This window comes from Pseudomonas sp., assembly GCF_049645325.1.
GTDB lineage: Bacteria > Pseudomonadota > Gammaproteobacteria > Pseudomonadales > Pseudomonadaceae > Aquipseudomonas.
This window is the reverse complement of the sequence record NZ_JBARTQ010000137.1, coordinates 1-17,058: the sequence shown is the minus strand read 5'-3', so window position 1 is coordinate 17,058 and position 17,058 is coordinate 1. Positions and strand designations below refer to the sequence as shown.

Genomic DNA, 17,058 nt, shown 5'->3' with positions numbered 1-17,058 from the left:
ATGCCAGATATTTCTCTCCCCGCGCCGCTGAAAAAATTCCGCCTGTCGCTGTTGACCAGCTCGCTGCTGCTGGCGGCGGTGCCCGCCTGCGCCGAGGACGCCAAGCTCGGCACGGTAACGGTGATTTCCACCGGCTTGCGCGGCCAGGAGCGCACCGTCGCCGACAGTCCGGCACCCATTGATGTGATCAACAGCGAGCAGTTGCTCAAGACCGGCCGCGCCGAGTTGTCCGAGGCGATTGCCAAGCTGCTGCCCTCCTTCAACTTCGGCACCAATATCGCTGGCTACAACTCGGTGACCCGCCCGTTGAGCAACCGCAGCCTCGGCCCGGCCTACACCCTGGTGCTGGTCAACGGCAAACGGCGCCATAACGGCGCCACCGGCCAACGCGGCTCGATCGACAACAGCGGCGCGAATGCCGTGGACATCGACCTGATCCCGGTCAGCTCGGTCGACCATATCGAAGTACTCAAAGACAGCGCCGCCGCCCAGTACGGCTCGGATGCGGTGGCTGGGGTGATCAACATCATCCTCAAGTCCGCCAATAACGGCGGGCACCTGGAGAGCAGCTATGGCCAGTTGTATTCCGGCCAGGGCGAAACCATCAAGGTCGCTGGCGACCAGGGTTTCAAGCTCGGCAATGGCGGCTTCTTCCACCTCTCGGCAGATGCGCGCAAACGCGGCGAAGCCTCGTGGAACGACAAGGCCGACAGCAGCGTACGCGCCTTCAACGATCCGGCCAAGGAAGCGGCCTGGGACCGGGTGGCCATCAAGAACGGCGACCCCGACCTCAAGGCCTTCAACCTGGCCTACAACGCCGAGCTGCCGCTGGAAGACTTGACCCTTTATTCGTTCTCCACCTACGGCGAGCGCGACGCCGAAGCGGCCAACTATTTCCGCCTGCCCACCGGCCGCGCGGCGGTGCCCGAAGTGTTCCCCGACGGCTACTACCCGCTGAACAACATCAAGGACCGCGACTACCAGTTGCTGTTTGGCGGCAAGGGCCAAGTGGCCGAGTGGAACTGGGACCTGAGCACCACCTACGGGCGAAACAATGTGCACCACTCCAGCGACCTGAATATCAACCCGTCGCTGGGCACCGCCTCGCCGACCAAATTCGACAACCTGGCGACCTTCCGCTTCGAGCAATGGGTCAACAACCTCGACTTCACCCGCCGTTACGACAGCCTGTTCAACCTCACGTCGCCGGTGCAGGTGTCGGCCGGCCTGGAGCATCGCTGGGAGCATTTCAGCACCTTCGCCGGCGACCCCGAGGCCTACATCACCGGCACCTACCCGGCGGCATCGGGCGCACAGGCGGCAGTGACCATTCGCCCCGAAGATGAGGTCAGCCTGATCCGCAACAACTACGCCGGCTACCTGGACCTGGGCTTTGACCTCACCGAGCGCTGGTTCCTCGATGTGGCCGGGCGGGTCGAACATTACGACGATGACTCGGGCAACACCTTCGGCCTCAAGGTGAACTCGCGCTACGAGCTGACCGACAGCGTGGCGGTGCGCGGCACCGTCGGCACTGGTTTCCGTGCGCCGTCGCTGACCCAGATCGGCTACACCGTGGCGGACAACCGCGTGGCCACCGACGTCAACGGCAACGTGGTTCCGGCCGTCACCCGCCTGACCCCGTCGGGCAGCAACCTGGCCAAGGCGCTGGGTGGCGATGACCTGAAACCGGAGAAGTCGCGCAACCTCGGCCTGGGCCTCACCTGGCAACCCGCGCCGCGCACCAGCATCACCGCGGACGCCTACCTGATCGACATCGACGACCGCATCGCCCTGACCAGCAATATCTATGACCAAGGCAATGGCGCAGTCAACGCGATCCTCGCCGCCCAGGGCGTGCCCACCGGCACCTGGGTCAACTATTACACCAACGCCTTCGACACCCGCACCCGTGGCCTGGATGTGGTTGCCGACCACACCACGCCGCTGGATGCCTGGGGCGACGTGCGCTGGAGCCTGGGCTTTAACTGGAACAAGACCACCATCGAAGGCACCCGCGACACCCCGGCCGCACTGGCGGGTTCCGGCGTGACCCTGGTGGGCCGCGACCGCGAAGGCGACCTCACCGAGGCGTCGCCCAAGACCAAGTGGATCCTCGGCGCGAACTGGAAGGTCGAGGACCTCGCGGTCAACCTGCAAACCGCCCGCTACGGCGCGGTCAAGACCCTGGCGGTCAACCCCACCGGGGATCGCAGCTTCGGCGCCAAATGGATCACCGACCTCGACGTCAGCTACACCTTCGTCGACAGCATCACCGTCAGCATCGGCGGCACCAACATCTTCGACGTGCGCCCCGACCGGCACGCCGTCTACAGCAACCTCGGCCTGGCGCCTTACGGCAACCCGCCGTTCTATCCGGGCGGCGGCTACTGGTACACCAAGCTGGCCTACGACTTCTGATTCACATCGCCAAACGAGGGCACCCCATTGAACACCTCCAACTTGATGAGCCGCCTGCTGGCCCCCTGCGCCCTGGCAATCAGCCTGGCCGCCTGCTCACCTTCGGGTGACCAGGCGCAAGCGAACAAAACCCTGAACATTGCATTTTTTGGCGACAACACCACCCTGGTCAGCGTCGACCCGTTCCAGGTCTACTGGCTGGAACACCGCGTGCTGCTGCGCAATGTCGCCGAGTCGCTCACCGACCAGGACCCGGCCACCGGAAAGATCATCCCCTGGCTGGCCAGGAGCTGGGAGATCAGTGACGACGAGCTGACCTACACCTTTCACCTGCGCGACGACGTGACGTTCAGCAACGGTGAGCGCTTCGACGCAAAAGCGGTGAAAACCGCGTTCGACAGCGACAAGACCCTGGCCACCGAGCTGCCGGCGACCTTCGGCGCCACCTACCTGGCGGGTTATGACCACACCGAAGTGGTCGACGACTTCACCGTCAAGCTGGTACTGGCCAAACCCAACGCGGGCTTTTTACAAGCCACCTCTACCACCAACCTGGCAATCCTCGCGCCCGCGTCCTATGCACTCACGGTCAAGGAGCGCTCCCTGGGCAAGATCATCGGTACCGGGCCGTTTGTGCTGGCCAGCTATACCCCGGAAGTCGGCGCGCACCTGACCAAACGCAAGGGTTACGCGTGGCCCTCGGCGAATATGAAGAACCCGGGTGAGGCACACCTGGACGCCGTCGACATCAGCTACATCCCCGAAGAGAGCGTGCGCAACGGCCTGTTCCTGCAGGGCAAGGCCGACATCCTGTGGCCACGCAACCCGTTTTCGGAAGTCGACCTCAAGCTGTTCCAGTCCAAGGGCGCGACCATCCAGAGCCGCTCGCTGCCAGGCCCGGCGCTGAACCTGTACCCCAACACCCGTGGCGAACGCATCCTCGCCGATCAACACGTGCGCCTGGCCGTGCAGAAGTCCATCGACCGCAAGAGCTACGCCAGCACCGTGTATAACGCCGAGTTCCCGGTGGTGGACGGCATCTTCGACGTGACCACGCCTTACTTCAAAAGCCAGGGCAGCAAGCTCGGCTACGACCCGGCAGCTGCCGAAAAACTGTTGGATCAAGCCGGCTGGGCCAAGGGCGCGGACGGTTACCGCAGCAAAAACGGCAAGCGCCTGAGCCTGAGCTACAACATCAGCCCAGCCGAAACCGCGGGTGACGTGCTGATCCAGGACCAACTGCGCAAGGTCGGCATCGAGTTGAAACTCAGCGTGGTGACCCGCGCCGAATGGGTGGCCAACAACTCTGCCGGCAACTACGACCTGACCATCAACTACATGACCCGCGCCGACCCGATCATCCTGCAAACCATCCTCGACCCGCGCAGCGCCAACAGCTCCACCGTGGCCACTAATACCTATGAACCGGCCACCCTGGAAGCAGCCAAGGGCTTGTTCGATGCCGGCATTACGGCCACCCAAGGCGAACAACGTGCCGCCGCCTATGGCGACCTGCAGGACCTGCTGATCGACGAAAGCTCGGCGTTCCCGGTGTACGAGCGCGTGTGGCAGGCGGCAACGTCGCCCAAGGTAAAGAACTTTCGCTGGACCGCCGAGGGCTTCGCGCTGCTGGGTGATATCGAGATCGGCACGCCATGAGCCGCTACCTGATCGGCCGCGTCGGCCAGGCCCTGCTGGTGCTGTGGGGGGCCTATAGCATCACCTACTTCATCCTCTATCTGCTGCCGGGCGACACGCTGTCGATCATGCTCAGTGCCTCGGGCATGGAGGCCGATTCGCTGTCGGTGGCCGACCTGGCCAAGGCACGCGCCTATTACGGCCTGGACAAGGGCCTGTTCGAGCAATATGTCGACCTGCTGCTGGGCGCCTTGCACGGCGACTTCGGCCAGTCGCTGTCGCTGAACCGCCCGGTCGCCGAGTTGCTCGCCGAGCGCCTCCCGCAAACCCTGTCCCTGGCCGGCCTGGCGATTGTGTTGTCGCTGGTCGGCGGCATCGGCCTGGCCTACCTGACCGCCTATATCCGCTGGCAACCGCTGAAAAAAGCCCTGGCGCGCCTGCCTTCCCTGGGGTTTTCGGTGCCGGTGTTCTGGATGGGCCTGTTGCTGATCCAGGTGTTTGCCTTTGGCCTCGGCTGGTTCCCCGCCACCGGCAGCCGGGGCTTTGAAAGCCTGGTACTGCCGGCGATCACCCTGGCGATTCCAAGTGCGGCGGTGTATGCCCAAGTGCTGCAGCGCAGCTTCCAGGGCGTGTGGCAGGAGTCGTATATCGTCACCGCCTACGCCAAGGGCCTCAGCCGTGGCCAGGTGCAGGCGCGCCATGGATTTCGCAACGCGGCGCTGCCGATTCTCACGCTGGTCGGCCTGCAGGTGGGCAATACGGTGTCCGGTGCGGTGCTGGTGGAAACCATCTTCGCTCGCTCCGGCATCGGCCGCCTGGCCCAGGAGGCCGTGCTGCGCCAGGACATCCCGGTGGTGCTGGCGATTGTCGCGGTGTCGGCGGCAGCCTTTGTGCTGGTCAACCTGCTGGTGGACTTGCTGTACCCGTGGCTCGACCCGCGCATCTCCCACACGCCAAAGGTGTCCTAGACCATGACTATTCTTGAGCAAAACCTCGGCCTTACGACCCCACTCTGGCAACGCCGCAGCCGCCGCCAACGTGCCACGGCGGCGGTAATGCCCTTGCTGCGGCGACCGGGTTTCAGCCTGGCGGTGTTGATTGTGGTGTTTTCATTGCTGGCCGCCGTGGCGCCGCAGTGGTTGACCAGCTTCGACCCCTATGCCACCGCACCGGCGGTCAAGCTCACGGCGCCGAACCTGACCCACTGGTTCGGCACCGACGAGCTGGGCCGCGACCTGTACACCCGGGTGGTCTACGGCTCCAGCCTGTCGGTGTTGGCGGCCTTTCTGGCGGTGGGGATCGCGTTGCTGGGCGGGCTCGGGCTGGGCATTCTGTCCGGCTTTGCCGGTGGGCGTATCGATGCGGTGATCATGCGGTTTGTCGACGTGTTGCTCGCCCTGCCCGGCTTGCTGCTGGCCCTGGCGATTGTCACCGCCATCGGCTTCGGCACGGTGCCGGTGGCTATCGCCGTGGGCGTCGGGATTATCCCCGGGTTCGCCCGCACCACCCGTGCCGAAGTGCTGCGGGTCAAGACCCTGCCGTACGTGGAAGCCGCACGCCTGGGCGGCGCCAGCTGGGGCCGCACCTTGCTGCGGCACATCCTGCCCAACGCCTGGGGCCCAGTGGCGGTACTGGCGACCCTGGATTTCGGTGCAGCCATACTCGCCACCGCCGGCCTGAGTTTTCTCGGTTTCGGCGCCGCGCCTCCGGCCGCCGAATGGGGCACGTTGATCGCCAACGGTCGGCACTTTCTGATCACCGCCCCCTGGGTGTCGTTGCTGCCCGGCCTGTTCCTGGTCGCGGTGGTGTTCAGCCTCAACCACATTGCCCGCACGTTCGAGGAGGTTCAGCGATGAATGCTTTAGTGGATGTTCACAAGCTTAGTGTCAGCTACCGGCACGGCAACCTGGCAGTAAACCAGCTGTCACTGACCATCGCCCAAGGCGAGACGCTGGCGATTGTCGGCGAGTCCGGCTCGGGTAAATCCACCCTGGCCAACGCGATTCTCGGCCTGTTGCCGGACAGCGCACACATCAGCGCCGGCGAGTTGTGGGTGGACGGCAACAACCTCACCCACGCCGGCGAACGCCAGAAACGCGGCCTGCGCGGGCGCACCATCGGCTTGGTGCCCCAGGACCCGATGGTCAGCCTCAACCCGACCCTGCGCATTGGCCAGCAGATTGCCGAGGCGCTGATCCTGGCCAAGGGCAAGCGCTACCCCGGTGTCGATGCGGATATCGTCGAGCTGCTGCAACAGGTCGGTATCGACAAGCCGGTACTGCGCGCGCGCCAGTACCCGCACGAACTCTCCGGGGGCATGCGCCAGCGCGTGTTGATCGCCATCGCCCTGGCCGGCAACCCACGCCTGATCATCGCCGACGAGCCGACCAGCGCCCTCGACGTCACCGTGCAGCGCAAGATCCTCGACCACCTGCAACGGCTGGTCAGTGAGCGCGGCATTTCGTTGCTGATCATCACCCATGACCTTGGCGTGGCACTGGATCGCGCCGACCGCGTCCTGGTGATGCAACAGGGGCAAGTGGTCGAGCAAGGGGCACCCCGGCAGATTCTCGGCGCGCCGCAGCATGACTACACCCGCGCCTTGATCGCCGCCGCGCCGGCGTTCGCCAAGCGCCGCCAGCCACTGGCCCGACCGGCGCCGACGCAGCCGCCGATCCTGCAACTGCAAAACGTTGGCAAGACGTTCGCACTGCCCAAGGTCAAGGGCGAAGACGCGAGCTTTGTGGCGCTGGAGGACTTGAGCCTGCAGGTCTACCGCGGGCAGACCCTGGCGATTGTCGGCGAGTCCGGCTCAGGCAAAAGCACCGCGCTGCGCATCGCCCTCGGCCTGGAAAAACCCAGCCGCGGGCGGGTGTGGTTCGAGCAACAGGACGTCACCGACCTCAGCTGGCGCGACTTCCGCCCGCTGCGCCAGCGCCTGCAACTGGTGCAACAAAACCCGTTTTCGGCGCTGGACCCACGCTTCACAGTGTTCGACAGCATCGTCGAACCGCTGGTGTCGTTCGGCTTGCTCAAGGGCCCGGCCCTGGAACAGGCCGCGCGCGAGCTGATCAGTCGCGTGCATTTGCCGGTGAGTTTCCTTGATCGCCTGCCGCGCGAGCTTTCCGGCGGCCAGTGCCAACGTGTCGCCATCGCCCGCGCTCTGGCGCTGAAACCGGATCTCTTGCTATTGGATGAACCGGTCAGCGCCCTCGACGTGTCCGTGCAGGCACACATCCTTGAACTGCTGCAAGAGCTGCAACGGGACATTGGCATCGCCTACGTGCTGGTGTCCCACGACTTGTCGGTGGTCGCCAACTTCGCCCATGAGGTGCTGGTGTTGCGCAATGGCCGGGTGATCGAACAGGGCTCGGTAGAGCGCATCTTCAACCGCCCGGCCAGCGATTACACCCGTGAGCTGATTGGCGCCATCCCGGGCCAGCACGCTACCGCGAGCGCCGCCTGAGCGGCGCTTTACTCGGCAGCACAGTCACGCGCCGTGATGCCCTTCTTCTCCCGAGTCCCTTTCAATAATCAACCGACACTCATCGCCGAATACGCAATTTGAACCAGGCAGCACACAGCGCGCTGATACTCAGCGCCGCTGCAGCGATCAGATAAAAGCTGGGGGCGATGCCTGAACCTGTCAGCGCAATCAGCCCCGTCGCGATAACCGGGGCGAACCCTCCAAAAATCGTAACGCCCAGGTTGTAACTCAGCGAGATACCGGTGACGCGCGTTTGTACCGGGAAGATATCGCCAAGCAGGGAGGCCAGGGGCGCGTAATAAACAGCCTTGATCAACGCCATCAACGCCACCACCAGTATCAGCGAGTCAGCGCTTGGGTAGCGCTTGAGCCACAGGAACGCCGGGCAAATAACCACCATGTAAAGCGCCGCCGCGCACAGCATCAGCTTGATCCGCCCCACTCGCCCGCAGATATACCCGACCAGGGGCGTGACCAGCGTCAGGATGATGCCTGCTGTGAGCGTCGCCAGGAAAGCGGAGTGCTGCGGTATGTTGAATACCGTGATGGCATAGGACGGCATGTACTGAATCATGTAAGTGGAAGCCGTCGATATCACCATGGTGCCGATCGCCACCAACAGCAGTGTTTTCTGTGATCGAAACACCTCGTTCAAGGGCCGCGCGCCGGGTTCTGCGGCTTTGAACTCAGGCGATTCATCGGTCGTTCTGCGTATCAGGATGCCTACCGGGCCGAGCATCAGGCCGAAAAAGAACGGCACCCTCCAACCCCAGTCAATCATCTGTTGCGCGTCCAGATGGGAGGTCAGGAAAAAGCCAAACAAGGACGCGATCACGACACCAAAGCCCTGGCTGGCAAACTGCAGGCTGGCGACGAAGTTTCGGGTGCGCGCCGGTGCATGTTCCATCATGAACGCGGTTGCGCTTCCAAACTCGCCGCCTGCCGAAAACCCCTGGAGCAAGCGCGCGAGCAATATACCGATGGGAGCCACGACGCCGATGCTGGCGTAGCCGGGCATGACTGCAATGAAGAACGTGCCCAAGAGCATCAGGCTGATGGACAGCGACAAGGCTTTTTTTCGGCCTCGCCTGTCGGCGTATGAGCCTAAAACCGCAGCGCCCAGGGGACGAATCAGGAACGATAAACCGAACGTGGCAAACGCCATGAACAGCGATACGGTCGGGTCATCGGAAGGGAAAAACACGTTGCTGATAGTGACGGCAAAATAGGCGTAGACCGACAGGTCAAACCATTCCAGCGTATTACCCACTAACGCCGCACACACAGGTTTCCACAGGGGTTTGGCTTGGGTTTCACAACGGTCTGGCGTAGAGGTCAGCTCTGGCACGATGGCGCTCCGGTTTTTATAAAATTGTTCGGGCGGCAGTTCTAAAGGGGTGCGTGCTGCTATTTATTATTCGGGCGTATGCGCCAGCTCGCCCAGGTCCCAGAAGAGGCTGGTCATCATCGTCAGCCCTTCCAGAATGACGGGCGTCAGTAAATGCTCATCGGGGGCGTGCTGGGAGCAGCCCGGGTAAGAATGCGGTATCCATAAGGTCGGCAGCCCCAGGATGCTGGAAAACACATCATTGGGTAATGTCCCGGCCAGATTAGGCAAGACCGCAGGCTTCTTGCCGGTTGTGCCTTCAATCGATTTCTTGACCCAGTTGACCCAGTAATGATCGGGGTCCAGTCGTGTTGCGGGGGAGACCGTGGTGACCTGTACGCGCACGTTGTGAAACCCGTGCTCATCCAGATACGAGCGCACGTTACTTTCGATCGCTTTCCAGTCGGTACCGACGACAAACCGTAGCTGGCAAAAGGCAGTCGCTGACGCGGGGATGGCGTTCACTGGTTTCTTCGGATTGCCGGCATTGATCGCAAGCACCTCCACCGTGTTCCAGCCAAACAGCCGTTCGCCCAAGGTCAAGCCAGGCTCGCCCCACGCGTCATCAAGCGGGCGCCCCAGGGAGTGCACCTCGATGTTCAAATCAGCAATGGCGCTGCGCACCGACTCAGGAATACCCGCCGGCAACAGGCTGCGGCAGAGCACGCGGCCTTGGGCACTGACCAGGCTTGCGATGGCGTTGGACAGCACCACCGCGGGGTTGACCATGACGCCGCCCCAGTTGCCCGAATGCAGCGGTTTGTCACGTGCGTCGACGTCCAGACGAAAAAGCGCCGAGCCTCTGGAGCCGAGGAACATCGTAGGCCGCTCGGCATTCAAGCGCGGGCCGTCGGAGGCGATAAACACATCGGCGGCCAACACCTCCCGATGCTGATGACAAAACTCATGCAGCCCCGGCGAGCCACACTCCTCGCCGGTTTCGAAAATCACTTTTACGTTGAAGCCCAGCTTGCCGCCGCGCGCGCTGATGACCTGCGCCAATGCGGCAAAGTTGATAGTGTGCTGGCCTTTGTTATCGGCGGTTCCGCGTCCGTACCAGCGCTCACCTTCGACCTTCAATGCCCACGGGCTCAGCCCTGCTCTCCATTGTTCGTCGTAACCCAGCACAACATCCCCGTGGCCATAGGTGAGGACGGTGGGAAAGCAGTCGTCTTCATGGCGCTGGGCAATAAGAAACGGTCCTGCACCTACCGGGTTATCAAAAATGGAACAGTCGAAGCCCATGCCTTCCAGCTGCGGCATGATTTCATCGCTGAGGTAACGCTGTAGCTCAGGGCCACCCTGCGGGCTCTGGCTCTCCGTTCGGCAAGCGGTTCGCCGTCGCAGGTCCTGTTCAAAAAAACCATCAAAGAAGTAATTGCGTGCTGACGTCACGGCGTCCTGTTTGTTCATGCGCTTCTCGCGTGCCTGAGGATCGATGAACGAAATACTGGCGCATCTTCAGGCATCTGAATATTGCTATTTATGCAAGGCTGCCATCTAATTATTAGCTGCAACCAACCCGAGGCAACGTCGATGGATTACCGATATTTTCTGGCCGTGGTCGACAGCGGATCGCTGGCGTCTGCGGGTGAGCGACTGCACATCGCGCCCAGTGCCGTCAGCCGACAGATAGCCTTGCTCGAGGAACAGGTAGGCATTCAGTTGTTTGATCGTCGCCCCCGAGGCATGCACCTCACTGCGGGCGGTGAAGCACTGGCAGCCCATGCGCGGCGGGCCCGCCTGGAGGAAGAGAAGTTACTGCTTGAGTTGCGCGGGAATGATTACCCGGGCGCCAAGATGATTCGCGTCGCGTCGACGGAAGGCTTGTCGAGAAACTTTTTACCCCAGGTGATGGTGGCGTTCGAGAAGCTGCATCCATCGGTGCAGTACCGGTTAGACGTGACGACGCCCTCCGCCTGCGTGGATAAAGTGCGCACGGGTGAAGTTGATATCGGCATCACCTTCAGCACCGCGCCTCTGCAAGCGGTGAACATCGAATATTCGTGCCGCTCCACCACCTGCGCACTCATGCGCACACACCATCCGCTGGCCAGGGAAGCCGTGCTTTCGCTGACAGAGATGCAACCCTACCCTGTTGCTTTGACGGCTGAGGGAACCACCCAGCGCCAGCTGTTTGACCTTGCCTGCCAACTGGAGGGGCTGACGTTTCGTCACTCAATGGTGTGCAACTATTCCAGCGCGCTGCAAGAGTTTGTCCGCCAGTCGGATGCTATCGCGCTGGCCAGTAAAGTCGGGCGCATCGGCAACCCGGAGGACGGCCTGGTCTCAATCCCACTGTCCAACAGTCAGCTGTCAGAGCGGCATATCCAGATCCTGACGATGCAAAAACGCAAACTCCCGCACGTCCTGGAGCGGTTTGTTGCCAGCCTGATAGAGCGTCTTGATCAAACCGCGGAAATACTCCATCCCGAACACCCATCGCATCGGAATGGGTGAGGCTGGCCCGGCCCAAAGGCCGCCCGGACGAAAGCCGTCCAGGCGGCCTCACTTCATTGTGTGACGCCCTGCTTACAGCCGATTCGGCTCAGCAGTTGCCCTTGCTTCGCCTTCAGTGACGCCTGCACCGCCTGCGGCAAACTGCTCCAGAACGTCAGCCCGGATCGCTCTTCAATTTGACTCACCGTCACTTGGTAGTCGCAGAAATTCGCGCCCTTCGGCGTTTCCTGGTTCATGACAAACGAGGCATACACGCCGTTTTCGGGTGTGCGGCCAACAACGATGATTTTCCAGTAGCCGCTGGGAATGGTGTGGACCTTGTTCGTCCCCGGCAGCGTGCCGACAAAATGCTCATACAGCGGCCCGGTGACGACATATACCGGGTCCAGGCCTGGCGCTTTGCTGAGGTTGCGCTCCTGGTCCTCAAGCCGTGCCCAAGGGCCCTGATTGAGGTCGGCTTTCTGCGGGGTGATATTCGACAGGTAATTAAGGGTTTTCCAGTCAGCAACACCGGCCATTGACGCGAGGTTGGCCTGATGGCCACGGTCGACCTTGAGCGCGACATTGGCACCGTTGTAGTCGACCGGGTCGAGGGTTTCTCCGACCGGAATATCCGGGTCGGTTTGCCAGTCGCGCGGGCGGCCGCTGGCGGGCGTGTCCTGGGTGATTTTGTACGAGACCCAGTTGGCAAACTTGGTCGAGCCATTGTTGTTCAGGGTGTAAGCCTGGCGGTTTAACGTCAGGGGGCTTCCGCCGCCAGGGCATCCCGCCGAACAGTTATCGAACGGCAACGCCGGTGCAGGCTGCACCGCAGGCGTGACGGTGGCCTCGCGGGTTCTGTCGGGTGTCGTACACGCCGCAATAAGCGGGATCAACAGAAACGCGAGGTGCTTGAACTTTATACGTCCTTGCATGGTGTATCTCCTTGGGGTGAATCACTAACGTCGATATGGGTTCAGCCGGCCACGGCGGCTCCTGCAGCCGGCCCAGCTGAACATTCAACCACCCGGACATTTCAAAATGAGGGCAGCCGTGACCCAAGAATTAAACATCACGTATAAGCCATGTTCCAGTTAATCAGCCGATCGCCTACCTGAGCCCGCGCCGGGCCAACGTCGCGCTCACCCCCGCCCCCGCAGCCAGGCAGAACGCAATGCACAGGGCGGCAACGATAAAGGCCTGGGTAATCGCGGCCGGATCGGTGCGCGCGCCAAGGACGGTGTAGAACACCCCGCCAATGACAGCGACGCTGAGCGCGGTGCTGAGTTGCAGGGTGGAACTGGCGATGCCGGCGATCATGCCCGCATACGCAGGCGCCACGCGGCCGGTGACCATGCGCATCAAGGTTGGCAACGCCAGGCCCTGCCCCAGACCAATCACGAACAGCATCAGGCCAAGCGTCACGGGGCTTGGTTGCACACCGGTCGGTACCGCGAGGATGAGCCAGACCAGGCCGAGCAAACCGATCGACTCCAGGGCCATGCCCAACGGATTCACATAGTCGCCGAGCACGCGTTTGCCCAGCGGCGTCATCAGCGGCCCCAGCAGCAGCCCTGCGCCAAACGGCAGGAACACCAGGCCGGCGCTGAGTGCCGATGCGTGCAGTGCCTGCTGCAGGTAGACCGAAAACAACAGGAAAAACACCCCAATCGAGTAGAGCAACAAGGCGACCGTCAGCGCGCGACCGAGACCCGGCGCCTTCAAAACCGCAGGATCGATCAAAGGCACACCGCCCGAGCGACCAAGGTTGGCCTCATACCGCCAGAACCAACGCGCCAGCAGCAGCGCGGAGATCAGCGACAGCCACGACCACCACGGCCAGCCCGCCTCTCGCCCGAGTATCAGCGGCACGATGAGCGCGCCGAGGCAAACAACCGACAAGGCCATGCCGCCCAGGTCCAGCCGGGTTGAAGGGCGCACGCGTGCTTGCTTGAGCAAGGGAATGCCGACCACCACCACCAGCGCCACCACCGGCAAGTTGATCAGGAAAATCACCCGCCAACCCAGCCCCAGTACATTCAGCGAAATCAGGATGCCGCCCAACGCCTGCCCAATCACGGCGGCCAGGCCGAAGACCGCGCCATAGAGGCTGAGCGCGAGCGGCTTTTCCGATTCTGGGAAAATAGCCTGCACCGAGGCGAGCGCCTGCGGTGCCATTACCGCAGCGGTCACGCCTTGCAAGGCGCGTCCGGCGATCAGCACCCAGGGCGACCCGGCAAAGCCGCAGAGCAGCGAGGCGACCCCAAAGCCGATCAGCCCGATAAAAAACATCTGGCCTCGGCCGTAGAGGTCGCCGAGGCGCCCGCCCGTAATCAGTGTCACGGCATAGAGCCCTGCGTAGGCGGAAATCACCAATTGCTCGGCAGAGGCGGAGGCCTGCAGTTCCGTATGGATCGACGGGAGTGCAACGTTAACGATAAAAAAATCCAGCGGCGGCAGAAATGCCCCCACCAGTAAGATCACGAACATCGCCCAGCGGCGAGGATCGGGTTGGGCTACAGCGTCTCGAGACATGGACAGCTTCCATACGGGTTCAATCGGGGGCGGGCCGCGTGCCATGTGCTGCACAAAGCCCGCACGGGTTGTTCGGTCAAACGCCAGCGAATAGTTCCGAGCCCGCAACCGGCTTCCAGTTGGCCAGCGGCGTCAGAAAATGCAGCTCAAAACGTCGCGCCGTGAACCGCCATTGACCTTCGCGGCGTTCGAAGCGGTCGTGATAAAGGCCGCTGACCTGCACCGGCCCTTGCTCAATGTCATGGAACAGGCAGTCGGCCGCGACGGTTGCCGTGGCCACGGCGCCCTCGATCTGAATCAACGGGTTGGCCATCCAATGGTGCATGTGCGGCATTTTTTTCCAGTTGGTCTGCGCCATTGCGACGATGCCCGCCGGGCCCAAGCCCTCGCCGAAACCTGGCAGGTCCAGCCGTGCATCGGCATGCCAGAGGGTGCGCAACAAGTCCGGGTCAATACGATCGAACGCGTTGGCATAGGCAGAAATAAGCGCTTCGATTGCCGCGCGGCTTTCCAATGCCTCCAGGCGAGCGCACAGGGTTTCAAGGTTCATGGGGCGTTTCCTTCGATGAGTGAATGGCCTCCATTGTGCGAACCCAAGGGTTGCGGCGGGACTGCCATTGCTGCATCTTCGCCGTTCACTTTTGTACGGGGTAAACCATGGAATGGAATGACTTGCGCGTATTCCTGGCCATCGTACGGGGCGGCTCGCTGGGCGCGGCGGCGAAACTCCTGGGGGTCAGCCATCCCACCGTGGGGCGGCGCCTGCAGGTACTCGAACAGGCGAGCGGCCAGGTGTTTTTTCGCCGTACCGCCTCGGGGCTGGTGCTGACCGACAGCGGCGAACACATTTTCGAGTTGGCCGAGCAAATGGAACGCAGCGCGCTGGCGATCGAGCGGCGCATCGCGGGCGAAAGCGATCAGCCTGAAGGCCTGTTGCGCATCTCTTCGGCGGACTGGTTTGCCTGCTACGTACTCGGTCCGGTCTTCAGTGAACTCTTGCGGCGTCATCCCTTGATCGTGCCCGAGATAATCGCCGGGCACCGACTGTTCGACCTGACGCGCCGGGAGGCGGATATCGCGTTCCGGATCGTCCCCTTCACCGAGCCTGACATCGTCCAGCGACGGCTCACCACGCTGAGCTACGGGCTTTACGCCAGTGCACAGGCACCCTTCCTGCCACGGGCAGAAGGTGAAGGTGTCAACGTGATCACCATGAACACCGCCCAGGCGCATTATCCCGACGTACTCTGGCTGCAAGAACGCTACCCACGGGCCAGGACCGTGTTCACCAGCAGCAGCCGCACGGTCCAGGCGCACATGTGCGCGCGTGGGCTCGGTATTGCCGTGCTGCCCCGCGCCCTCGGCGATCAATTGCCGGCACTCCAGCGTGTGGACACCGACGAGGCACCACCCGGGCGCGATATCTGGATGGGCTATCACCAGGACATGCGCCAGATGGACCGGCTGCGTGCACTCGCCGACCTCGCGGGCGAGATGATTGGCACGGCCTGACAATGCCCATGAGGCGTGCCGAATGAGCGCCTGAGCGGGATAGTTGATCGGCTCGGTCAAAAGGCGCCCCAGCCAACGTCCTAAAATGAGCCCTCACTTACCACGCCAGGCCCGACCATGAAACTGAGCAGTAACGCCTTCGCTGACCACTGCGCCATCCCCGGCGAATACGCCTTTGCCGTCCCCGATGCGGTGAACCATTACGCCTTGTCGAGCAACCGCAACCCGCACCTGGCGTGGGCCGATGTGCCCGCAGGCACCCAGTCCTTCGTGCTTGTATGCCATGACCCGGATGTGCCGAGCGTCGGCGATGACGTCAATCAGGAAGGCAAGCGCGTGGCGCTTAACCTGCCCCGCGTGGACTTTTACCACTGGCTGCTGCTAGACATCCCCGCCGGAGCCCGTGAAATCAGCGCCGGTAGCCACAGCGCAAGCATCACCGCCCACGGCAAAAGCGGCCCGCAAACCGTCGGCGGCCTGCGCCATGGTCTGAATGACTACAGCCTGTGGTTCGCTGGCGACGCGCAAATGGCCGGCGACTACTTTGGCTACGACGGCCCTTGCCCACCGTGGAACGACGAGCGTCTGCACCACTATATTTTCACCGTGTATGCACTGGACGTTGCGCACCTGGAGGTACAAGGTGCACTCAATGGCGCCGCTGTGCTGGCTGCGCTGCAAGGCCACATTCTTGCCCAGGCCAGCCTCACCGGCACTTACACACTGGCCCCTGACGAGCTGCTCAACCTTGACTAAACCGCTCTGCCAACTGCCCGCCCAATGGCTGCTGCCATCGGGCGCGCGCTTGCACGCTCAAGGGGTGTGCACCCTCGCCCGGCCGCAGTTGACGCGCGGCCATCACGCGCGCGACTTTCGATTCTTCGAAGCCACGTTGCTGGTGGTCACGTGCGGCACGCTGCTGGTGGAAAATGCGGCAGGTCGTTGGACGCTGGAAGACGCCTCCCGGCTCATGGCCGTCACCAAGAACACCCAGGTCAACGTGCACAAGGCGCCTGCCCCTGACGGCGCGCCCTATACCGCGCTGTTTCTGAGCTTTGCCCCGGCGCTGATCACTGAATTCCATCAGCGTTATGGTCATCTGCACGCGCCTGCACCTGCGCTGCAGACCTGCCAGCAAACAGTATTGGATGAAGCGCTGAATGATTCGCTGCAGTTCTGCATTCGCGGCATTGAGTCACCGGATGTATCGGCGCTGCAACAGGCCCACCGTGCCATGGGCCTGCTTCTGGCCTTGCAGGAGCGCGGGATTGTGTACCCGCGCCCTGCCCCGGCCGGGCTCGCGGAACGGTTGACCCAGCTGTTGGCCAAGACACCTGAGCAGTCCTGGACCGCCGCGCTCGCCGGCCGCGAACTGGCGGTGAGTGAAGCGACCCTGCGCCGTCGGCTGGCAGATGAAGGCGTGAGCTTCAGCACGCTGCTGACGGAGATCCGCATGCACCACGCAATGATGTTGCTGCAGACGACGCACCTGGGCGTCTCGCAGATTGCCGATGCGTGCGGGTATCGGGCGCTTTCGAGGTTTTCGATGCGCTTCAAAAGCCGGTTCGGGTTTTCGCTGCAAGATAGTCGCTGAGCCTTGAGGCCGGCGATCAGCCTGCCGACCTTGAACCTGCGCAGT

At 62.8% G+C, this 17,058-nt stretch carries 14 protein-coding genes; 9 read left to right on the top strand and 5 right to left on the bottom strand.

All coding sequences use genetic code 11. The annotated features are described in order from the left end of the window. From WBB95_RS06105 to WBB95_RS06085, 5 genes are read left to right on the top strand one after another with little or no spacing between them, the layout of a single operon-like run. Positions 1-2,421 carry a TonB-dependent receptor plug domain-containing protein gene (locus WBB95_RS06105; RefSeq protein ID WP_424486744.1) on the top strand — a complete coding sequence of 807 codons (2,421 nt, stop codon included), beginning with the start codon at positions 1-3 and terminating at the stop codon, positions 2,419-2,421. A gap of 45 nt (positions 2,422-2,466) precedes the next feature. Further along, positions 2,467-4,080: an ABC transporter substrate-binding protein gene (locus WBB95_RS06100; protein ID WP_424486745.1), complete on the top strand. Its 1,614-nt coding sequence runs from the start codon at positions 2,467-2,469 to the stop codon at positions 4,078-4,080. After that, positions 4,077-5,027, top strand: coding sequence for an ABC transporter permease (locus tag WBB95_RS06095; RefSeq protein WP_424486743.1), 951 nt, complete (start codon positions 4,077-4,079; stop codon positions 5,025-5,027). Before WBB95_RS06100 ends, WBB95_RS06095 begins: the two co-directional genes overlap by 4 nt. A gap of 3 nt (positions 5,028-5,030) precedes the next feature. Next, positions 5,031-5,915 carry an ABC transporter permease gene (locus tag WBB95_RS06090; protein WP_424486742.1) on the top strand — a complete coding sequence of 295 codons (885 nt, stop codon included), beginning with the start codon at positions 5,031-5,033 and terminating at the stop codon, positions 5,913-5,915. Next, positions 5,912-7,525, top strand: coding sequence for a dipeptide ABC transporter ATP-binding protein (locus WBB95_RS06085; RefSeq protein WP_424486741.1), 1,614 nt, complete (start codon positions 5,912-5,914; stop codon positions 7,523-7,525). Before WBB95_RS06090 ends, WBB95_RS06085 begins: the two co-directional genes overlap by 4 nt. A 79-nt stretch (positions 7,526-7,604) precedes the next feature. On the opposite strand, the gene WBB95_RS06080 is transcribed toward WBB95_RS06085, so the two are convergent. Beyond that, positions 7,605-8,894, bottom strand: a complete 1,290-nt coding sequence (locus WBB95_RS06080) for an MFS transporter (protein WP_424486740.1) — start codon at positions 8,892-8,894, stop codon at positions 7,605-7,607. A 66-nt stretch (positions 8,895-8,960) separates the two neighbouring features. Next, positions 8,961-10,346: a M20 family metallopeptidase gene (locus WBB95_RS06075; RefSeq protein WP_424486739.1), complete on the bottom strand. Its 1,386-nt coding sequence runs from the start codon at positions 10,344-10,346 to the stop codon at positions 8,961-8,963. A gap of 123 nt (positions 10,347-10,469) precedes the next feature. Between WBB95_RS06075 and WBB95_RS06070 the strand changes: the two genes are divergently transcribed. Continuing rightward, positions 10,470-11,393 (top strand): LysR family transcriptional regulator, encoded by a 924-nt coding sequence (locus WBB95_RS06070; RefSeq protein WP_424486738.1) that lies wholly within the window; start codon positions 10,470-10,472, stop codon positions 11,391-11,393. Between the two features lie 53 nt (positions 11,394-11,446). On the opposite strand, the gene WBB95_RS06065 is transcribed toward WBB95_RS06070, so the two are convergent. The 3 genes from WBB95_RS06065 to WBB95_RS06055 form a co-directional block, all read right to left on the bottom strand. After that, positions 11,447-12,307 carry a DNA/RNA non-specific endonuclease gene (locus tag WBB95_RS06065; RefSeq protein ID WP_424486737.1) on the bottom strand — a complete coding sequence of 287 codons (861 nt, stop codon included), beginning with the start codon at positions 12,305-12,307 and terminating at the stop codon, positions 11,447-11,449. 175 nt (positions 12,308-12,482) lie between these two features. Beyond that, the gene (locus WBB95_RS06060) at positions 12,483-13,907 is read right to left on the bottom strand and encodes an MFS transporter (protein WP_424486736.1); all 1,425 of its coding nucleotides are present in this window, start codon (positions 13,905-13,907) and stop codon (positions 12,483-12,485) included. Positions 13,908-13,983: 76 nt separating this feature from the next. Next, complete coding sequence (locus WBB95_RS06055) at positions 13,984-14,457, bottom strand: nuclear transport factor 2 family protein (protein WP_424486735.1); 474 nt, start codon at positions 14,455-14,457, stop codon at positions 13,984-13,986. A gap of 107 nt (positions 14,458-14,564) precedes the next feature. Here WBB95_RS06055 and WBB95_RS06050 point away from each other — a divergent pair, with 107 nt between their 5' ends. The 3 genes from WBB95_RS06050 to WBB95_RS06040 all read left to right on the top strand — a co-directional run bounded on the left by WBB95_RS06050 (position 14,565) and on the right by WBB95_RS06040 (position 17,013). Continuing rightward, positions 14,565-15,419, top strand: a complete 855-nt coding sequence (locus WBB95_RS06050) for a LysR family transcriptional regulator (protein ID WP_424486734.1) — start codon at positions 14,565-14,567, stop codon at positions 15,417-15,419. Between the two features lie 117 nt (positions 15,420-15,536). Next, entirely contained in the window at positions 15,537-16,175 is a 639-nt protein-coding gene (locus WBB95_RS06045; RefSeq protein ID WP_424486733.1) for a YbhB/YbcL family Raf kinase inhibitor-like protein, read from the top strand. Further along, positions 16,168-17,013, top strand: coding sequence for a helix-turn-helix transcriptional regulator (locus WBB95_RS06040; RefSeq protein ID WP_424486732.1), 846 nt, complete (start codon positions 16,168-16,170; stop codon positions 17,011-17,013). Before WBB95_RS06045 ends, WBB95_RS06040 begins: the two co-directional genes overlap by 8 nt. Positions 17,014-17,058: the final 45 nt, after the last annotated feature.

What these genes read in the sequence shown, in the direction of transcription:
- WBB95_RS06105 (WP_424486744.1), top strand. Translation starts at nt 1, where the DNA reads ATGCCAGATATTTCTCTCCCCGCGCCGCTGAAAAAATTCCGCCTGTCG.
- WBB95_RS06100 (WP_424486745.1), top strand. Translation starts at nt 2,467, where the DNA reads ATGAGCCGCCTGCTGGCCCCCTGCGCCCTGGCAATCAGCCTGGCCGCC.
- WBB95_RS06095 (WP_424486743.1), top strand. Translation starts at nt 4,077, where the DNA reads ATGAGCCGCTACCTGATCGGCCGCGTCGGCCAGGCCCTGCTGGTGCTG.
- WBB95_RS06090 (WP_424486742.1), top strand. Translation starts at nt 5,031, where the DNA reads ATGACTATTCTTGAGCAAAACCTCGGCCTTACGACCCCACTCTGGCAA.
- WBB95_RS06085 (WP_424486741.1), top strand. Translation starts at nt 5,912, where the DNA reads ATGAATGCTTTAGTGGATGTTCACAAGCTTAGTGTCAGCTACCGGCAC.
- WBB95_RS06075 (WP_424486739.1), bottom strand. Translation starts at nt 10,346, where the DNA reads ATGAACAAACAGGACGCCGTGACGTCAGCACGCAATTACTTCTTTGAT.
- WBB95_RS06070 (WP_424486738.1), top strand. Translation starts at nt 10,470, where the DNA reads ATGGATTACCGATATTTTCTGGCCGTGGTCGACAGCGGATCGCTGGCG.
- WBB95_RS06065 (WP_424486737.1), bottom strand. Translation starts at nt 12,307, where the DNA reads ATGCAAGGACGTATAAAGTTCAAGCACCTCGCGTTTCTGTTGATCCCG.
- WBB95_RS06060 (WP_424486736.1), bottom strand. Translation starts at nt 13,907, where the DNA reads ATGTCTCGAGACGCTGTAGCCCAACCCGATCCTCGCCGCTGGGCGATG.
- WBB95_RS06055 (WP_424486735.1), bottom strand. Translation starts at nt 14,457, where the DNA reads ATGAACCTTGAAACCCTGTGCGCTCGCCTGGAGGCATTGGAAAGCCGC.
- WBB95_RS06050 (WP_424486734.1), top strand. Translation starts at nt 14,565, where the DNA reads ATGGAATGGAATGACTTGCGCGTATTCCTGGCCATCGTACGGGGCGGC.
- WBB95_RS06045 (WP_424486733.1), top strand. Translation starts at nt 15,537, where the DNA reads ATGAAACTGAGCAGTAACGCCTTCGCTGACCACTGCGCCATCCCCGGC.